This window comes from Proteus sp. TSJ240517, assembly GCF_047921575.1.
Taxonomy (GTDB): domain Bacteria; phylum Pseudomonadota; class Gammaproteobacteria; order Enterobacterales; family Enterobacteriaceae; genus Proteus.
In genome coordinates this window covers 107,494-125,237 of record NZ_JBLRMH010000001.1, presented here as the reverse complement: position 1 = coordinate 125,237, position 17,744 = coordinate 107,494, and the positions used below count along the sequence as shown (strand labels likewise).

Below are 17,744 nucleotides of genomic sequence, written 5' to 3'. Positions count from 1 at the left end.
AGCTCGTATTAATACAAAGGAACAATTATCGCATTTATTCCTTATCGATTATTGTCGTTAAATATAACGTAAAAACACCTAATAAATTATCAAAATTCTGTGCTTGAAAAGCTAAACTTCTTTCGTTGCTAATTAAACTTTTATCATTAGAATAGGCGGTCTTGAGGATCTCTTTACGTCATTTTAACAATACGACGTTTGTTCTCTTCCTTTCCTTTCGTTTTCTTATAATAAATAAAGGTGTATGCGTGCAGAAGTACATAAGAGAAGCGCGTAGCTTACTTGCTCTCGGTATCCCCGTTATCATCGCGCAATTTTCCCAGACAGCAATGGGTGTGGTTGATACTGTCATGGCGGGTGCTGTAAATGCCACAGAAATGTCGGCAGTGGCAGTAGGTACGTCTATTTGGTTACCAACGATTTTATTAGGCCAAGGCATATTAATGGCATTAACCCCAATCGTTGCACAATTAAATGGTTCAGGACAACGAAAACACATTGCTAATCGTACACAGCAAGGTTTTTGGCTCGCCACTTTCTTATCAATCATGGTAATTGCTATTCTTTATAACAGCCGTTTTATTATTGAAGCGCAACATGATATCGAACCGGAATTAGCCGAAAAGGCCATTGGATTTATTCACGCCATTATGTGGGGTGCGCCAGGTTGCCTTTACTATCAGGTACTAAGAAGCCAATGTGAGGGATTATCTAAAACAAAACCCGGCATGATAATTGGTTTTATTGGCTTATTAATTAATATCCCTGTTAACTATGCGTTTATTTACGGTAAATTTGGCGCACCACAATTAGGGGGTATTGGTTGCGGTGTTGCAACGGCCTCTGTTTTCTGGGCAATGTTCTTAATGATGCGTTATTACGTGCGTCGAGCACCGACACAACGTGATGTTATGCCAAAGAAACGTTTAGTAAGTCCTGATTTCCACACGATAAAACGTATTACATTTTTAGGATTACCCGTTGGTTTAGCCTTATTCTTTGAAGTAACACTCTTTGCTGTTGTTGCATTATTAGTTTCACCTTTAGGCGTTACTGCGGTTGCTAGTCATCAAATAGCACTTAACTTTAGTTCCCTGATGTTTATGTTCCCTCTGTCATTGGGAATAGCGGCAACAATCCGTGTTGGTCATAACTTAGGACAACGCTCCACAGAACAAGCCCGCACTTCAGCCATTACAGCACTTGCTGTTGGGCTAATGTTGGCAAGTTGTACTGCGATTTTCTCTATCATCTTTAGAGAAAAAATCGCATTAATGTATAACGATGATATTGAAGTGGTGACATTAGCATCTCATCTTATGTTATTCGCTGCGCTTTATCAGTTATCAGATTCTGTGCAAGTTATTGGCTCAGGTGTATTAAGAGGTTATAAAGATACCCGCTCTATCTTCTTTATTACCTTTATTGCCTACTGGGTAATTGGATTGCCTTCTGGTTATATCTTAGGGCGTACTAATTACGTTGTTGAAGCGATGGGACCTGCTGGTTTCTGGATTGGCTTTATTCTAGGTTTAACTGCCTCAGCAATTATGATGGGTTCCCGTATTTGGTGGATCCAACGCCAATCTGATGAAGTGGTGTTATTACGCTCAGAGCGTTAAAGATAAACAGTTATTTAGGCAAGGGAATGACACAAATATCAACAAATAGCTTTAAATACGAGCAGTTGAATATAAATTTGTGTTTTTCCTCTTGCCAGAATCGAATCATCTCGTTAATATTCGTCCCCGTTGTCACCCAATAGATAATGCGTCCATAGCTCAGTTGGTTAGAGCACCACCTTGACATGGTGGGGGTCGGTGGTTCGAGTCCACTTGGACGCACCATTTATTTTTCGGCAACATCTCAATACAGTGCGTCCATAGCTCAGTTGGTTAGAGCACCACCTTGACATGGTGGGGGTCGGTGGTTCGAGTCCACTTGGACGCACCATTTCTCTTTCTCTATATTTTCTTATTGTTGTTCATCTTACCTACCCTACAAAATAATTAATCTAGCTTGCAATATTTTATTGCGCAACAAATTGTTTAAAAAACAAGCAGTCAGCGCTGTATTTTGATCACATCACTTAAATTTACCTTTTTTCGATTTTCTTCATAGAAATTAACCTCTATAATACGAAACATAATTTTGTTGAAAGGTTTCAGCGTATTGATTTACGGGCATCTTTAGAAAACAGAACAAATGAATCGTGATAGACTATAATGTAAGATGTCTACCAACCCTTGAAACAAAATAGTGACAAGATTTTTATGATGTTGCTGAACCATTAACATGTTGCGCAACTTATCCATTAGAGGTGAGTTTGTACATCCTGTTTTGCACCGTTGATACAGTTAATAGAAAACGGCGACATTAATCCTTATTCATCCATTACAATACAACCATTAAATAGACTGCCATGAAAAAGACAAAAATTGTTTGCACCATCGGGCCAAAAACCGAATCTGAAGAAAAACTGAATCAATTACTAGACGCAGGCATGAACGTTATGCGTCTAAACTTCTCTCACGGTGACTATGAAGAGCATGGCAACCGTATCAAAAACCTACGTAACGTTTGCGCTAAAACAGGCAAAAAGGCCGCTATCTTATTAGATACTAAAGGCCCAGAAATCCGTACCATCAAATTAGAAGGTGGTAATGATGTTACTTTAGTTGCAGGTCAAACTTTCACTTTCACCACAGACAAAACTGTTGTGGGTAACAAAGACCGCGTTGCTGTGACTTACGAAGGTTTCGCTAAAGACTTAACTGTTGGTAACACCGTTTTAGTTGATGATGGTCTTATCGGCATGAAAGTAACGGCTGTAACTGATACAGAAGTTGTTTGTGAAGTTTTAAACAACGGTGACTTAGGTGAAAACAAAGGTGTTAACTTACCTGGCGTTTCTATCGGTTTACCTGCATTAGCTGAAAAAGATAAACAAGATCTTATCTTTGGTTGCGAGCAAGGCGTTGATTTCGTTGCTGCATCATTTATTCGTAAACGTTCTGACGTTGAAGAAATGCGTGCTCACTTAAATGCACACGGTGGCGAAAACATTATGATCATCTCAAAAATTGAAAACCAAGAAGGTTTAAACAATTTTGATGAGATCTTAGAAGCCTCTGACGGCATCATGGTTGCTCGTGGCGACTTAGGTGTTGAAATCCCAGTTGAAGAAGTTATCTTTGCACAAAAAATGATGATCGAAAAATGTAACGCTGCGCGTAAAGTGGTTATCACTGCAACGCAAATGTTAGATTCAATGATCAAAAACCCACGCCCTACTCGTGCTGAAGCGGGTGACGTTGCGAATGCTATCTTAGATGGTACTGATGCGGTTATGTTGTCAGGTGAAAGTGCTAAAGGTAAATACCCAGTAGAAGCTGTGACTATCATGGCAACTATCTGTGAGCGTACAGACCGTATCATGCAATCTCGCCTTGATTACAAACAAACAGCTGCGAAATTACGCGTAACTGAAGCAGTTTGTCGCGGTGCGGTAGAAATGGCTGAAAACTTAGATGCACCTCTGATTGTTGTTGCAACTTTCGGTGGTAAATCAGCTCGTTCTATCCGTAAATACTTCCCAACTGCACCAATCTTAGCATTAACAAACAACGAAGAAACAGCTCGTCAGTTACTGTTAGTTAAAGGTGTAACAACACAATTAGTTAACGAAATCTCTTCTACTGATGACTTCTACCGTATTGGTAAAGAAGCGGCATTAGCAAGTGGTTTAGCTCACTCAGGTGACCGTGTTGTTATGGTAACTGGCGCATTAGTTGATAGCGGTACAACAAATACTTCATCTGTTCACGTTCTGTAATTCTTTATTCATTTAGTCGCTTTACAATTTAAAACACCACTTCAATATTTGAAGTGGTGTTTTTTTAATGCTTTATTTATTAGTGACAATTTCCTTTACCTGTTCGTCTTTTTATTACACGTTATTCTTATTTGTCTCTTCTTTATTTTCTAATAACAGATAATGTGTTGCACGAGCACGAGGATGAATAAAAAAGTGCCCTGCTGGCGCATTATGGCTTTTAATGTGAATTAAGGAGACGTTGCTGAGTGTTTTACCTTGTTTAGAACGACACACGTAAACAATAAAGGGTAAAGCAAAGATAACAAAGAAGCCGACTATCAGTAAGGTCACATACGTTTTATCACTACTTGCGTTTGGCAAAGAGCTTGGTGGGAAAAAAGAAACCACAAACGCAATAATAGAGAGTAATAAACCAGCCATTGCAACAATAAGTTTAACATTTTTACCACCAGGAATACTAAATGCACGTTTTTTATCTACTTGCTTACAAGTAAGTTGCATATACCCTAAGAAAAGCATGAAATAACTACAAAGATAAATAACGACCGTTAAGGCTAAAGCAATCAAGAATGACATATTACCGCCACCGCCAGTGTTAGTCAGAATAATGATCGCAATACTTGTTATCAATAATTGAGAAATCACTAAAGCAACAGGTACTCCGTTTTTATTCACCTTCGCCAACGCTTTCGGTAAAATTCCTTTTTCAGCGGCAACATACATGCCACGAGAAGGTCCTACAATCCAAGAAGCTATCTCGGCTAAAACTCCTAGCAATAATAACGTAGCAATAATCCTAACCGTCCAATCAAGTGTACTACTGAAATGGGAGACTAAAACACTGAACGTTTGTACCACGCCTGCTGATAAATTAATTTCATTATTAGGTATCACTGCTGCAACAGATAATCCCCCAATAGAGCTTAAACAAATTGCCACTATCATGAGTAAAAACATGGCGATGGGGTAATCTCGTCCAGGGTTTTTCATCTCATTAACATGAGTTGCTGAAGCTTCTACGCCCATATAACTTAAAATGAATGCAACAAAAACCACTAATGTCCCAATTTGGGTAAAGTCAGGGAAAAAGGTTTTTGCGCTTATTTCAATCGCTAATGGTGCACCACTCATTAAATAGCTAACAGCTAAAATAATTAAAATTAAAGCTGGTAATAAAATACCTGCAAAAAAACCAAGTTTGGCAATAGATGCCGTATATTTTGTACCGCCAAATTGCGTAAATGCTAATACCCAAAGAATAATTAAAGCTGCGACTGTTTTAATTACTGGATCGGTATTTAATTCAGGCCAATTGAGAATATAAGAAAGCGCGCCTAAGACGAAGTAAAGCATAGGAATAAAACCAATAGCAATTTGTAGATAACCAAAAGAGATGGCGGCAAACCCCCAGCGTTCTCCTAATGTATTCGATACCCAAGCAAATATTCCCCCTTCTTGCCAGCCTTCTACGGTAGCCATTTCAGCTGCACATAATGCAACAGGAATAAACCACAATAATCCACCTAAAAGTAAGAAGAAAACAAGGCTAAAACCAGATGTGGCAAACGTCGGATATTCATATACCGCCATCACCATCGAAGCGGTAATAGCAAAAAAACCGACTAATGTAAGTTGTTTTGGTGCTGAATTTGTTGATGATGTAGTCATACAATCCTCCTGAACTTTATTCAGAAAAATAATTACGGTCGAGTTATTATCTAGAAAGAGGTTGAGAATAGATAAAGATCCTCAACCTCAAAACGAACAGAATTTAGCTATGGTTAAAACCTCTACCATCTTCTGCTGATAGAGGATTGCAGACAGGGTGCTTATCAAAATATTCTAGCGTACGTTTGAAATCATCAACTAATAATGAAGCAAGATCTAGACTTACACCATGACGAACTAAAATACGCTGGATCACTAAATCCTCCCGATTAGCTGGCATAGAGTAAGCGGGAACCTGCCAACCACGACTACGTAATTTATCTGCAACATCGTATAAAGAGTAAGTGACTTTAGCCCCTTTTTTTAGTTTCCATGCTAATGCGGGGATACCTTCTTTACAGTCACCACTAAATATCATTTCAAAAGGGCCTAACTTTTCAATTTCCCTTGCTAAATATTGTGCTGTTGAGTAGCAAGCATTATGAATTTTTGCATATCCTTCTCGGCCTAAGCGTAAGAAGTTATAATATTGAGCGATAATTTGACCACCAGGGCGTGAGAAATTCAGCGCAAAAGTAGGCATATTGCCGCCTAAATAGTTCACATTAAAAATAAGCTCTTCAGGAAGATCTTTTGCTTCACGCCAAATAACCCAACCCGCACCTAATGGTGCTAAACCAAATTTATGCCCCGAGGCATTAATAGATTTTACTCGTGGTAAACGGAAATCCCATTCAATATCAGGTGCGCAAAATGGTGCTAAAAAGCCCCCACTTGCACCATCAACGTGAATTGGAATATCTAATCCCGTTTCTTTTTGAAGTTTATCTAATGCGTCATGAACCGCTTTAACAGGCTCATAGGTACAGGTAAAAGTAACGCCTAATGTTGGAACAACCCCAATGGTATTTTCATCCACACGTTTAATGACTTCTTCTGGGCTCATCATTAAACGATCACCTTCTAAAGGGATCTCTCTTAATTCCACATCAAAATAACGAGCGAATTTATGCCAACAGATTTGAACAGGACCACAAATCAAGTTTGGTTTATCAGTCGGTTTTCCCTGTGCAATACGTTTTTTACGCCATTGCCATTTTAATGCTAACCCGCCTAACATTGCGGCTTCGGATGAACCGATAGTAGAACAACCTAATGTATTTAATGCATCAGGCGAACCCCACAAATCAGCCAACATATGAACACAACGATTTTCAATTTCAGCTGTTTGCGGATATTCATCTTTATCTATCATGTTCTTATCGATAGAAAGATCCATTAAATCGCGTATTTCATCATCAACCCAAGTTTGACAAAATGTCGCTAAATTTTGTCTTGAGTTTCCATCTAACATTAATTCATCACGAACAGCATCAAAAACATTACGTGGATTATTTTCTTTCTGTGGAATTTTTGTTTTAGGTAAGGATTGAGAGAGATCGAGAGATGCATATACATCATCTAGGTCATTATAATTTGATGATTTGTTTTTCATATTATTACCCTACAATAATAAATATTATAAGACATGGAATAAGCTTAATGCTTATTTATTAAAGATAGTCAACAATATAAAAAGTGAGAAATTAAATTCAAATTTAATTTTTGAACTTTACAATTAACGCGAGATTTTGTTTTGAAAAAAAATCAAACTTCAATGTAACACATTGAAATAATAAAAATTATAAGTGTAAATACCCATCATAAAAACAACATTAACATTATAAAAAAACAAGCGCCATTTTACTGAGTAAAATGGCCTCATCTAGTACTTATTAATATTTTTTTACCCTATGAGATTTATGTTTGGTCTAATACAAAAGTAACGCTATATTAAACAAATATAAAAAATATCTTATGTAAATGGTTGTATCCAATACTATGTATTACAAATACTGAATTAATTCTATTAGGAATAAACTATGCCAGAAAATAACATTGATAGTAGAGTATTCGCTTGTACTACCCTCGCAATTAAAGATAAGAAAAATCGTATTTATCATGGTAGAACAATGGAATTTTCAGTAGACAAGCCTGCTTCAATATTTGCATATTATCCTAAAGAACATACTTTCCAGCAAAAAGCCCCTGATGGCACCCTAGGATTAAAATATACTGTCAAATATCCTTTTATGGCGATCGTTGCGCCAATCAATTTAGAAGGCACAAAAGACGTACTTGAAGGTGTTAATTCTCAGGGACTCTCTTTTAGCTTAAATATGTTACCCGATTCAAATCTCGATGATATTAGTCCACAAGATTACGCAACGTCAGTGCCTATCGCGGCAATTGGTGAATGGGCGTTAGCACAATATAAAACCGTTGAAGAATTAAAACTCGCTATCCCTAAAACGGTATTTTGGTCACAAAAACTACTCCTTTTACGTAACTTACCCAGCCCTTTCCATTATGCATTTTATGACAAAACAGGAGCTTGTATTGTTATTGAAGTTTCTGATGGAAAATTACATATTTATGATAATCCTACTTATTGCATGACCAATGGTCCGTTATTTCCATGGCATTTAACCAATTTAAATAATTACACCCATCTTTCGAATGTTAATATTTCCACCAGCACATTAGGAAATATAAAAATAAAACAACCTGACAGTGGAATTGCTTTAGCCTCGTTGCCCAATTCTGATACTTCTGTAGATAGATTTATTCGTGCTGTTTACTACACAACCTACTATCACAAAGTGTCTGATCCAGATACACAGTTAGTTGAATTAGCACATATTATGAATAGATTCGATCGACCTAAAAACGCCACTATTGATCCCCTATTAGGTCACGATACGTTAAAAGCACTTCATACTAGTGAATTTTCAGTATGGACAACACTAACGGATTTAGAACGCGGAATACTTTTCTTTAGGGGATACAACGATCTCAACTTCCAAAAATTTACACTTGAATCGTTTAGAAATGAAGTAGAACCCATTTTCATAAAAGTAAATTTAGGTGGTGCTTTATAGCTATAAATATAAGTAACAATAGAACAATGTAGATAAAAATGTTTTTCTATCAGACTTTTATGAATAAAAATCTTTTGTGAAATAACACGCATTTTTTGTACTGAATATTTGCGTTTTAGGTGTTATTTTTTCTATTGTTCAACTAATGGTTCAGTAGAATGTGATAAATAAATCCAGCATTTTCCTATATATGTGCCATACTTATTAATGGTTTCATATAAATGCTACTTGTTCCTTTACACAAACTAATAATAGAGGTTGTAACTATGAAAGCGAAACTTGTACTAGGTGCAGTGATTCTGGCTTCAGGCTTATTAGCGGGTTGTTCTTCTAGTAATAATGCACAATTAGATCAAATCTCTTCTGATGTAAGCCGCCTGAATACTCAAGTTCAGCAACTAAGTGGTGATGTACAATCTGCTCGCGCTGAAGCTAAATCAGCTTACGACGAAGCAGCTCGCGCAAATCAGCGTTTAGATAACCAAGTCACTACTTATAAAAAGTAATTTGACTCACTGATAGGCTGAAAACAGCTTTAGAACAGTACTAATAGCAAATAGCAAAGCCCCAATCTACAATGATTGGGGCTTTATTTTTTGAAAAAATAAACTATAAATTAAGCTCCTCTAAATTCTGCTGTATTATCCTATTTTTCTCTAATTTATGATTAATTTTATCGGCCACATTTCTTTTTAATAGTTCAATCTCTCCTTGATATTTTTCATTTATATTTTTAAGTAATGCAATAATGTTATCGTTTTGAGTAGTTTCGCAATCACTTTTAATAGTAAAATTATTATTAATTAATTCAAATATCTGTGATTTTAATAAGTCGTTATGACCAGGATTAATATTCTTCTGAAAATGTTCATTCGCCTGTTGATAAACCTGATACAGTGTCGCCAGCATTATATTGACTGATTTATCGGAGTGACCTTCATTGGCTGATAAAGATTTTTTTGTTTGATTTAATAGTTCATTTTTGATGGAAGAGAATAATTTAGTCACATCATTAGTCAATGTTTTATGGGTTAGCTTAGTACTAATATATCCACTATCATTCAATTTTTTTTCGTCTAATCTTTCATATTCATCCTTTTTTGTTTTTGTTGAGATCCGCTGAATAAACTCACCGCATGTTTTATTAATATTCTGTTGTCTTTTCGCTTCACTTCCAACAAAAAGAGTTTCTGCACTATTTTTTATTGAAACGACTATATTTGCCAATTGACTAAATTTATTTTCAATACTGGAAGTAATACGTTCATAAATACCACGAGTAACATTTATTGAATTAATTTCCATATCTATAACTCACTTATTTTACAAAAAGAAGTTACTTATATTAAAGAATAAAACGTCAATTTAATGTTAAAAATATACCTTTATTAGATTAAACTGTTTTATATAAATTATTATTAAAAAAAACAGATGCTTAAGGCATCTGTTTTTTTACAATATCATCCAATCTTAGTAGGCTGTAACCTCTACAGGAATACCTGAACGTCGAATAAGCTCTGCATCGACTTTATTTTTATCGACTTTGCCACTTTCATACCAAGTATTGAATTGTTTCGTGAATGTAAGAGGCATGGTTTGTGGATCATCATTTTCATTACGTGATAATGGCTGATGGACTTCAATAAACTGTCTGCCATCAGCAGTTTCAGTAAATTTAATCGGTTTATTGATAATTTGAACACGACTGCCTTTAGGAACCACATTAAACAAGGTTTCAATATCATTTGGTCTTAAACGAATACAACCTGAGCTCACTCTTAATCCAATACCAAAATCTGCATTTGTACCGTGAATTAAATATTCGCCACGACTATGAGCCAATCTTAATGCATAAGCCCCCATTGGATTTTCAGGGCCAGCAGGAACGACCGCAGGGAGCGAGATCCCTTTTGCTGCATAGTTTTTACGAATATTGGCCGTTGGAGTCCATGTAGGATCTTTAATCAACTGAGAAATAGACGTCACCATTTCAGGCGTTTCTCGTCCTAATTGACCAATGCCGATAGGATAAACATCAACGGTGCCACCCTCTTTCGGGTAATAATAAAGACGTAATTCGGCAAGATTGATGACAATACCTTTATGTACCGTATCAGGCAAAATCATCTGCAATGGAATATTTAATGTTTTACCTGCATCAGGTAAAAGCGGATCAATACCAGGATTTGCTTCCATCATATTAAGCAATCCCACTTGATATTCAGACGCAATAGCTTCTAGTGAACGCTTATCATCTGGCACGATATACGAAACATTCTCGCCGATAATACGCTGACCATCAGTGGGTAACAGGTATTCTGTCGCATAAGATAAGTGGCTGTTCATCCCTAACAGCGATACTCCCAATAGGGTTAACCATTTATTCATCGTTTATCCCGTGTGTTAGAAATAAAATAAACTGACTATTATGATGATAACATTATCATTGTTATGCTATTCATATAATAAGTCAGTTTAGAACATTAATGTGGGATTAGGTAACATTTATGCTACAGCGTATTCTGAAAAACGCTTAATCAGTGTCGTGACCATCGCATGCAAGCCTTGAGTTCGAGAAGGTGTTAAGTGGCTTTCTAGCGCTAGTGATGAAAAATACTGTTTTACATCTGTGGATAATGCTTGTTCGAGCGTCTTCCCCTGAAATAAGATAATTACCAAGGCAACAAGCCCTTTGACAATGCCTGCATCGCTATCACCCGCGAGAATCAGTTGCTTATTCTCATTAAGAGCAACAGCGATCCACACTTGACTTTGGCAACCCTCAATAAAATTAGCTGAAGTGCGTTGTTCATCTGTTAATGGTGGAAGGCGCTCGCCTAACTCCATCATATAGAGATAACGTTGTTCCCAATCCTGACAACGAGAGAAATTGCGTAATAATTTTGCTTCATCTGGCAAATTGGCCACTGCCATGAATAACCTCTTTTTTAATCTTTAACCTAATAACATTTCAACACGTAATAACGCATTAACCAACGCATCGATATCATTTTTATCGGTATATAAACCAAGAGATGCACGACACATTGCAGGAACTTGGTAATAATCCATAATTGGCATTGCACAATGATGCCCTGTACGAATCGCAATACCATAATTATCAAGAAATGCCCCAACATCATAAGCATGGTGTTTACCTAAATTAAACGCTATCACACCTTGTCGAGAATCATTGCCATAAAGCGTTAAAGATTTTACTTTTTGCAACTGCTCTTGGGCATACTTCATTATACTATTTTCATACTCAGCAATATTATTCATACCTAACTGTGAAAGATAATCTAATGCAGCACCTAAGCCAATCATTCCCATTATATTAGGTGTTCCCGCTTCAAAGCGCCAAGGTGCATCTGCGTAGGTAATATCACCATTAATATGAACATGTTTTATCATTGCGCCACCGCCTTCCCAAGGCGGTAATTCATCCAGTATCGCTTTTTTACCATACAGCAAACCAATGCCAGTAGGCCCATAAAGTTTATGGCCGCTACAAACAAAAAAGTCACAATCAAGTTGTGAAACATTAATCGATTGATGCATAGCACTTTGCGCCCCATCAACCAATATATGTAGCTCCCCTCCTTGATCAATAGCATATTGGCGAGCATCACGAATAATTTGAGCGATAGGATTCACTGTGCCCAATACATTTGATTGGTGCGTAAGGCTGAATAATTTAGTTCGTTCGTCGATTAAGCGAGGTAATTGAGCTAAATCGAGCGTGCCGTCTTGCAATAGCGGTAACACACGAACATTAAAACCATACTGTTTTGCCAACATATACCAAGGAACAATATTTGCATGATGTTCCATTTCTGTGATGATGATATTGTCACCATCATTCAAAAATCGTTGGCTATAAACATTCGCAATTAAGTTGATGCCTTCGGTTGTTCCTTTAACAAAAATAATCTCGTCTTCGCTATTGGCACCTAAAAAATCACTGGCTTTTTTACGGACATTTTCAACTAAGGTTGTCGCATTTGCACTCAAGGTATGAATGCCGCGGTGAACCGCGGCATATTGTGTTAAGGCAAATTGTTTTTCATGTTCAATGACGCAAGCCGGTTTTTGAGCACTTGCGGCACTGTCGAGATAAACCAGTGGTTTTTCTTTCACTTGCTGTGAAAGAATTGGAAAATCATCTCGCGCTTTTTCAATGGAATGCGTCATAATGCCCTATTTTATACCTCTAATAAGCGCTGATTAATTCTGTCTAATACATGCGCCTTGATCACACTATTTTCTAGCGATTCAGTTAATTCAGCCGCAAATGCATGGATGATCATTTTACGTGCGTTACTTAAAGAAATACCGCGTGAACGCAAATAAAATAGTTGCTCATCATCAATTCGCCCCACAGTGGCTCCATGACTACATTTCACATCATCAGCATAGATTTCAAGCTGTGGTTTAGTATCGATTTGCGCTTTCTCACCCAGCAACAGATTATTATTAGTCATTTGACCATCTGTTTTTAAGGCTTGAGGTGTCACCGTGATCATACCGTTAAATACAGCTTTCCCTGCATCCATCGCAATACTTTTATGCAGTTGACGACTCTGGCAATTTTTCTCACTATGAACCAGCCATGTACGGGTGTCCGCTATTTCGCCTGCTTTAGGTAATACAACGCTATTCATTGAAAGCTCTGTATTTTCACCTTTTAGTGCCGAACTCGTGTGATGACGACTAAGTTTAGCGCCTAATAAGAAAGCATAACTATTGACACGAGCATCACGCCCTATTGTCAGATCGTTATGAGCAAAATGCTGACTTACGCTATTCTCAAAACTTAATTTGATATGGTTAAAAGAGGCATTATCACCAATCGTTGCGGTTAATCTTGCCCCTGTAAAGTGACGGTTTTCGTTGTCACTGCTGATATAATGCTCTACCACTTGCATCTGAGTATTTGCACTAACATCAAGGTGAAAACGATAATTTGCACTATTTACCTCTGCGCTTTGATCACCTTGAGTAATATTGAGGATATAAAGTGGTTTATCCGCAATAACACCCGCTTTCAGGGTAATCAACAAAGGATGTGGCGCTAAGCTTTCAACTAAATGCAGGAAAATTTCACCATTTACCGCTGTAGGTAATTCACTTTGATTATCAAGTAACGTCACTTGATAAGGACCAAAATCTTTACTGCTTTCTGTCGGTGAGAATGTGCCATTCACCATTACAATACGATAGCAATCAAAAGATAAAGCTTGTTTAGCTATTAAGCTTTGCACATCAAAAGGTGGCAATTGTTGATAACTTTGGCTTAACGTTTCGTCTAATGGCGTATAGTGCCAATCTTCATGACGATAAGCGGGAAAGCCCATTTTTTCAACTTGCAACCAGTGATTACGTGCATTCAGATTTTCGTCACCTTTACGTTGATGATATAACGTTGAAAACGTTTTTAATGCTTGTTGATTACGCAGTTCAACTTGGCGCTGTTTTTCACGCTTTTCATTGAGGGTCAATAAGCCAGCCATAACCTTGTTCCTCCAATTTTTGCGCCAATGAAAAATCACCAGATTTAATGATTTTTCCCTGATAAAGCACATGTACAAAATCAGGTTTAATATAGTCAAGAATGCGTTGGTAATGTGTTACAACAATAAAAGCACGTTTACCATCACGTAAGCTATTAACACCATTAGAAACGATTTTTAATGCGTCGATATCAAGTCCTGAGTCTGTTTCATCTAAAATACATAATTCCGGCTCTAACGCAGCCATTTGCAAAATATCGTTACGTTTTTTTTCACCACCAGAAAATCCCACGTTAACTGAGCGTGTTAACAAATCTTGTGGCATATCTAGCAATTTAATTTTATCTTCAATAAAGTCTTCAAAATCAAAGCGATCTAATGGCTCTTGACCACGATATTCTCTCACTGCATTTACAGAAGATTGTAAGAAAAATTGATTGCTGACACCGGGTATTTCAACAGGATATTGAAATGCCATAAAGATGCCTTCACCTGCGCGATCTTCTGGTTCTAATTCCAATAAATCTTTATTTTTAAAGGTGATTGAACCTTCATCGACTTCATATTCATCACGACCAGCAAGTGTTGCTGATAAGGTACTTTTACCCGAGCCATTTGGCCCCATAATCGCGTGAACTTCACCTGCACGAACCTGCAAATCTAATCCTTTTAGGATCTCGTTGCCTTCAACACTGACATGTAAATTTTTAATCTCTAACATAATATATGCCTTCGGTATCTTTATACTCAGAATTTGGTTAATAGTTAACCGACGCTATGTTCTAAGCTGATAGCTAATAATTTTTGTGCTTCCACAGCAAATTCCAGCGGTAATTCTGAGAACACATCTTTACAAAATCCGTTTACAATCATTGAGATTGCATCATCTTCGCTTAATCCACGCTGACGACAATAGAACAACTGATCCTCACCAATACGTGACGTTGTCGCTTCGTGTTCAAGCTGTGCTGAGTTGTTCATTACTTCAACATAAGGGAAAGTATGCGCACCGCACTGCGTACCAATTAACATGGAATCACATTGGGTAAAGTTACGGGCATTTTGCGCACTAGGGAGTACTTTTACGAGTCCACGGTAACTGTTTTGGCTTTTACCTGCAGAAATACCTTTAGAGATAATGGTTGATTTGGTATTTTTGCCGATATGGATCATCTTAGTGCCCGTATCTGCTTGTTGATTGCCATTGGTTAAGGCAACAGAGAAAAATTCAGCGCTTGAATTATCCCCTTTTAAAATCACACTTGGATATTTCCATGTGATCGCAGAACCGGTTTCTGATTGCGTCCATGACATTTTGGCGTTTTCGCCTTCGCAAATTGCACGTTTAGTCACAAAATTAAGAATGCCGCCTTCACTATCGCCACCAGAGAACCAGTTTTGCACAGTAGAGTATTTTACTTCGGCATCTTTATGGATAATAACTTCAACCACAGCGGCATGAAGCTGATAGCTATCACGAACAGGTGCTGAACAACCTTCGATATAACTAACGTAACTACCTTCATCAGCAACCAAAATAGTTCGTTCAAATTGACCTGTTTGAGCCGCATTAATACGAAAATAAGTCGATAATTCCATTGGGCAACGAACCCCTTTTGGAATATAAACAAAAGTACCATCAGATGCGACCGCAGCGTTTAATGCAGCAAAGTAGTTATCATGGCTTGATACAACGGTGCCTAAATATTGGCGCACTAAATCAGGATATTCTTGAATAGCTTCGCTAAATGAACAGAAAATAATGCCATGTTCAGCAAGCTCTTCACGATATGTTGTTGAAACGGAAACAGAATCAAAAATAGCATCAACAGCAACGGCTTGCCCTTCTCTTACAGGCACACCGAGTTGGTTAAAAGCATCTTCAACTTCTTTGGTTAAATAATCTTGCGTGGCTTGTTTATCACTCGTAACCGCTTCATTCGCGCCACCAGCACAACTGCCATTAGCGCAACATGAACTACAAGATGGCGCTGAATAATAGCTATAATCTTGATAATTAAGCGATGGATAATCTGCTTTTAGCCAATGAGGCTCTTCCATTTCTAACCAATGGCGATAAGCATCTAAACGAAATTCCAGCATCCACTCTGGTTCGTTTCTTTTTGCCGATATTGCACGTACAACCGCTTCGTTTAATCCTTTTTCTAAGGTATCGGTTGAGATATCGGTATAAAAACCTTCTTTATAGTGGTGATCGCTTAGCCATCCCTGAACTTCATCACCAATTTCAACATTGCTCTGAGACATAATCTGACTTCACTATGTTATACCCCGAAGCTCTCACCACATCCGCAGACGTTTTGAGCTTTAGGATTATTAAATTTAAACATTTGATTAAGTCCTTCACGAACATAATCAACAACCAACCCATCGATAAATGGCATTGCTTTTAATGAGACAAAGAGTTTTGCTCCATTATGTTCATAAACAAGATCATCATCATTTGGGGCAGTAGCGAGTTCAATAACATAACCATACCCTGTACAACCAGAGGGTTTAATACTTAAGGAAAGCCCTTGTTTTTCTGGGTTTTTCTCAACTAAATGGCAGATATGCTTTGCTGCATTATCCGTTAATACAATGCCTTGCCAAGGTATGTCATTAAGAGAAAAAGTTTCAACGTTGTTTGTCATTTCTGACCTCATTTCGAAAGGAGATTGATATCTTTCCTGACACTAATGGTAATGATAACCCTTATCACTTCAACCATGTCTTTTGAAAGGATATTCTATAAATGTGTATTTTTTGTTCTATTTTTGAGATTACCTTGTTAACAATTAATGTTAACACAATGTAATATAACACTTTTCTGCTCTTTCATTACAAAAAATAAAACTTTTAATTTTTCTTATATTTCGCACAATACGCATATAAGTTGCAATATAAATACACTTTATATGTTATCACTGAAATTTAGAGAAAAAAGCATAAAAATGTGTTTTTACATTACAGCCTATTAGCTCTGTTCACATTCACTTTTATGCTTATTATGAAGGATAAGATAGCACCACTTATGTGATGACCTCTTATTGGATTGTGTGCTCTTTGAACTTATTTACTGATAGTGATGGTTTGAATATATTTGTTTGTACATTCAAGGATTTGACTGTTTTTTTGTTTGTTCGATTGGCTATTGAAGTTGCTAATCAATTGTAGTTGCCATACTCGGTTCGTTTTAAGATCAGCCGCTAAAACACCTTCATAGCTCACATTCTCTTTTGCGTATTCCCCTTCAAAAAAGACATGTCGGCTTTCCACATTTGGGATAGTTAATGGTTTTATCGATGTGGATGTTTCATTCATACCATCTATTATCGCAATATTATCAACTATGCCTTGTGCTCCTGCATCCACATCGTAACTCATTGCATCAATCATTTTAAAATAAACCAGACGAACTTCTGTCAAATCACAAATAGGTTCTGATTTATAAACCATCATTTCTGTTGTGACGTCCTGAATATTATCTGGTAATGATTTAAAATAATTTTCAGTATCTTCTCTGCTCATTGTAAATGAAGTGGGATAAGCCATATTAAAGCCAGAAATAGTTTGTACTGGAATATTACTTATATCATTACTCGTTTCAGAGGTAGAATTATTATCGCATCCGCTGATTAATAAACCTGCAATTAATAATACTGTAGTGTTGAATTTAGAAATAGTTAACATTATTGATCGTCTTATCTTTTATTATGAAGATAATGATTATCATTAAAAATA

Annotated in this window: 15 protein-coding genes and 2 tRNA genes; 6 read left to right on the top strand and 11 right to left on the bottom strand. The window is 37.0% G+C overall.

Features of this window, described 5'->3' with window-relative positions; genetic code table 11:
• Positions 1–248 precede the first annotated feature (248 nt).
• The 4 genes from ACNARN_RS00605 to pykF all read left to right on the top strand — a co-directional run bounded on the left by ACNARN_RS00605 (position 249) and on the right by pykF (position 3,835).
• Entirely contained in the window at positions 249–1,622 is a 1,374-nt protein-coding gene (locus ACNARN_RS00605) for an MATE family efflux transporter (RefSeq protein ID WP_160230322.1), read from the top strand.
• A 148-nt stretch (positions 1,623–1,770) separates the two neighbouring features.
• Positions 1,771–1,847: transfer RNA gene (locus ACNARN_RS00600), tRNA-Val, on the top strand.
• 29 nt (positions 1,848–1,876) lie between these two features.
• Positions 1,877–1,953, top strand: a tRNA-Val gene (locus ACNARN_RS00595).
• Positions 1,954–2,422: 469 nt separating this feature from the next.
• Positions 2,423–3,835 carry a pyruvate kinase PykF gene (gene pykF, locus ACNARN_RS00590; RefSeq protein ID WP_109372420.1) on the top strand — a complete coding sequence of 471 codons (1,413 nt, stop codon included), beginning with the start codon at positions 2,423–2,425 and terminating at the stop codon, positions 3,833–3,835.
• A gap of 114 nt (positions 3,836–3,949) precedes the next feature.
• On the opposite strand, the gene gadC is transcribed toward pykF, so the two are convergent.
• Positions 3,950–5,506, bottom strand: a complete 1,557-nt coding sequence (gene gadC / locus ACNARN_RS00585) for a glutamate:gamma-aminobutyrate antiporter (protein WP_198625575.1) — start codon at positions 5,504–5,506, stop codon at positions 3,950–3,952.
• Between the two features lie 103 nt (positions 5,507–5,609).
• Positions 5,610–7,001 (bottom strand): glutamate decarboxylase, encoded by a 1,392-nt coding sequence (locus tag ACNARN_RS00580; RefSeq protein WP_198619602.1) that lies wholly within the window; start codon positions 6,999–7,001, stop codon positions 5,610–5,612.
• A 427-nt stretch (positions 7,002–7,428) separates the two neighbouring features.
• Here ACNARN_RS00580 and ACNARN_RS00575 point away from each other — a divergent pair, with 427 nt between their 5' ends.
• Positions 7,429–8,487, top strand: coding sequence for a linear amide C-N hydrolase (locus ACNARN_RS00575; protein ID WP_198619603.1), 1,059 nt, complete (start codon positions 7,429–7,431; stop codon positions 8,485–8,487).
• Positions 8,488–8,753: 266 nt separating this feature from the next.
• Positions 8,754–8,993: an Lpp/OprI family alanine-zipper lipoprotein gene (locus ACNARN_RS00570; protein ID WP_036913221.1), complete on the top strand. Its 240-nt coding sequence runs from the start codon at positions 8,754–8,756 to the stop codon at positions 8,991–8,993.
• 103 nt (positions 8,994–9,096) lie between these two features.
• Here the strand turns inward: ACNARN_RS00570 and ACNARN_RS00565 are convergent, their stop codons facing one another.
• From ACNARN_RS00565 to ACNARN_RS00525, 9 genes are all read right to left on the bottom strand, one after another.
• Positions 9,097–9,792, bottom strand: a complete 696-nt coding sequence (locus ACNARN_RS00565; RefSeq protein WP_416304008.1) for a hypothetical protein — start codon at positions 9,790–9,792, stop codon at positions 9,097–9,099.
• Between the two features lie 165 nt (positions 9,793–9,957).
• A complete protein-coding gene (locus ACNARN_RS00560; protein WP_198629821.1) occupies positions 9,958–10,875 on the bottom strand; it encodes a L,D-transpeptidase family protein in 918 nt (305 codons plus the stop codon).
• Between the two features lie 117 nt (positions 10,876–10,992).
• Positions 10,993–11,421 (bottom strand): cysteine desulfuration protein SufE, encoded by a 429-nt coding sequence (gene sufE / locus ACNARN_RS00555; RefSeq protein ID WP_198619606.1) that lies wholly within the window; start codon positions 11,419–11,421, stop codon positions 10,993–10,995.
• Between the two features lie 21 nt (positions 11,422–11,442).
• Positions 11,443–12,681, bottom strand: coding sequence for a cysteine desulfurase SufS (gene sufS, locus ACNARN_RS00550; protein ID WP_198625572.1), 1,239 nt, complete (start codon positions 12,679–12,681; stop codon positions 11,443–11,445).
• A gap of 11 nt (positions 12,682–12,692) precedes the next feature.
• Positions 12,693–14,000 carry a Fe-S cluster assembly protein SufD gene (gene sufD, locus ACNARN_RS00545; protein ID WP_416304007.1) on the bottom strand — a complete coding sequence of 436 codons (1,308 nt, stop codon included), beginning with the start codon at positions 13,998–14,000 and terminating at the stop codon, positions 12,693–12,695.
• Positions 13,975–14,721: a Fe-S cluster assembly ATPase SufC gene (sufC, locus tag ACNARN_RS00540; protein ID WP_023582353.1), complete on the bottom strand. Its 747-nt coding sequence runs from the start codon at positions 14,719–14,721 to the stop codon at positions 13,975–13,977. Before sufC ends, sufD begins: the two co-directional genes overlap by 26 nt.
• Positions 14,722–14,765: 44 nt before the next feature.
• The gene (gene sufB, locus ACNARN_RS00535) at positions 14,766–16,268 is read right to left on the bottom strand and encodes a Fe-S cluster assembly protein SufB (protein WP_198619609.1); all 1,503 of its coding nucleotides are present in this window, start codon (positions 16,266–16,268) and stop codon (positions 14,766–14,768) included.
• Positions 16,269–16,285: 17 nt separating this feature from the next.
• On the bottom strand, positions 16,286–16,654 hold the full coding sequence (gene sufA / locus ACNARN_RS00530) for a Fe-S cluster assembly scaffold SufA (protein WP_416304006.1): 369 nt from the start codon (positions 16,652–16,654) through the stop codon (positions 16,286–16,288).
• 418 nt (positions 16,655–17,072) lie between these two features.
• Positions 17,073–17,693, bottom strand: a complete 621-nt coding sequence (locus ACNARN_RS00525) for a hypothetical protein (RefSeq protein WP_198619610.1) — start codon at positions 17,691–17,693, stop codon at positions 17,073–17,075.
• Positions 17,694–17,744: the final 51 nt, after the last annotated feature.

Bases quoted from the DNA above. Each gene is read 5' to 3' on its own strand.
- pykF (WP_109372420.1), top strand. From the start codon at position 2,423: ATGAAAAAGACAAAAATTGTTTGCACCATCGGGCCAAAAACCGAATCT.
- gadC (WP_198625575.1), bottom strand. From the start codon at position 5,506: ATGACTACATCATCAACAAATTCAGCACCAAAACAACTTACATTAGTC.
- ACNARN_RS00580 (WP_198619602.1), bottom strand. From the start codon at position 7,001: ATGAAAAACAAATCATCAAATTATAATGACCTAGATGATGTATATGCA.
- ACNARN_RS00575 (WP_198619603.1), top strand. From the start codon at position 7,429: ATGCCAGAAAATAACATTGATAGTAGAGTATTCGCTTGTACTACCCTC.
- ACNARN_RS00570 (WP_036913221.1), top strand. From the start codon at position 8,754: ATGAAAGCGAAACTTGTACTAGGTGCAGTGATTCTGGCTTCAGGCTTA.
- ACNARN_RS00565 (WP_416304008.1), bottom strand. From the start codon at position 9,792: ATGGAAATTAATTCAATAAATGTTACTCGTGGTATTTATGAACGTATT.
- ACNARN_RS00560 (WP_198629821.1), bottom strand. From the start codon at position 10,875: ATGAATAAATGGTTAACCCTATTGGGAGTATCGCTGTTAGGGATGAAC.
- sufE (WP_198619606.1), bottom strand. From the start codon at position 11,421: ATGGCAGTGGCCAATTTGCCAGATGAAGCAAAATTATTACGCAATTTC.
- sufS (WP_198625572.1), bottom strand. From the start codon at position 12,681: ATGACGCATTCCATTGAAAAAGCGCGAGATGATTTTCCAATTCTTTCA.
- sufD (WP_416304007.1), bottom strand. From the start codon at position 14,000: ATGGCTGGCTTATTGACCCTCAATGAAAAGCGTGAAAAACAGCGCCAA.
- sufC (WP_023582353.1), bottom strand. From the start codon at position 14,721: ATGTTAGAGATTAAAAATTTACATGTCAGTGTTGAAGGCAACGAGATC.
- sufB (WP_198619609.1), bottom strand. From the start codon at position 16,268: ATGTCTCAGAGCAATGTTGAAATTGGTGATGAAGTTCAGGGATGGCTA.
- sufA (WP_416304006.1), bottom strand. From the start codon at position 16,654: ATGACAAACAACGTTGAAACTTTTTCTCTTAATGACATACCTTGGCAA.
- ACNARN_RS00525 (WP_198619610.1), bottom strand. From the start codon at position 17,693: ATGTTAACTATTTCTAAATTCAACACTACAGTATTATTAATTGCAGGT.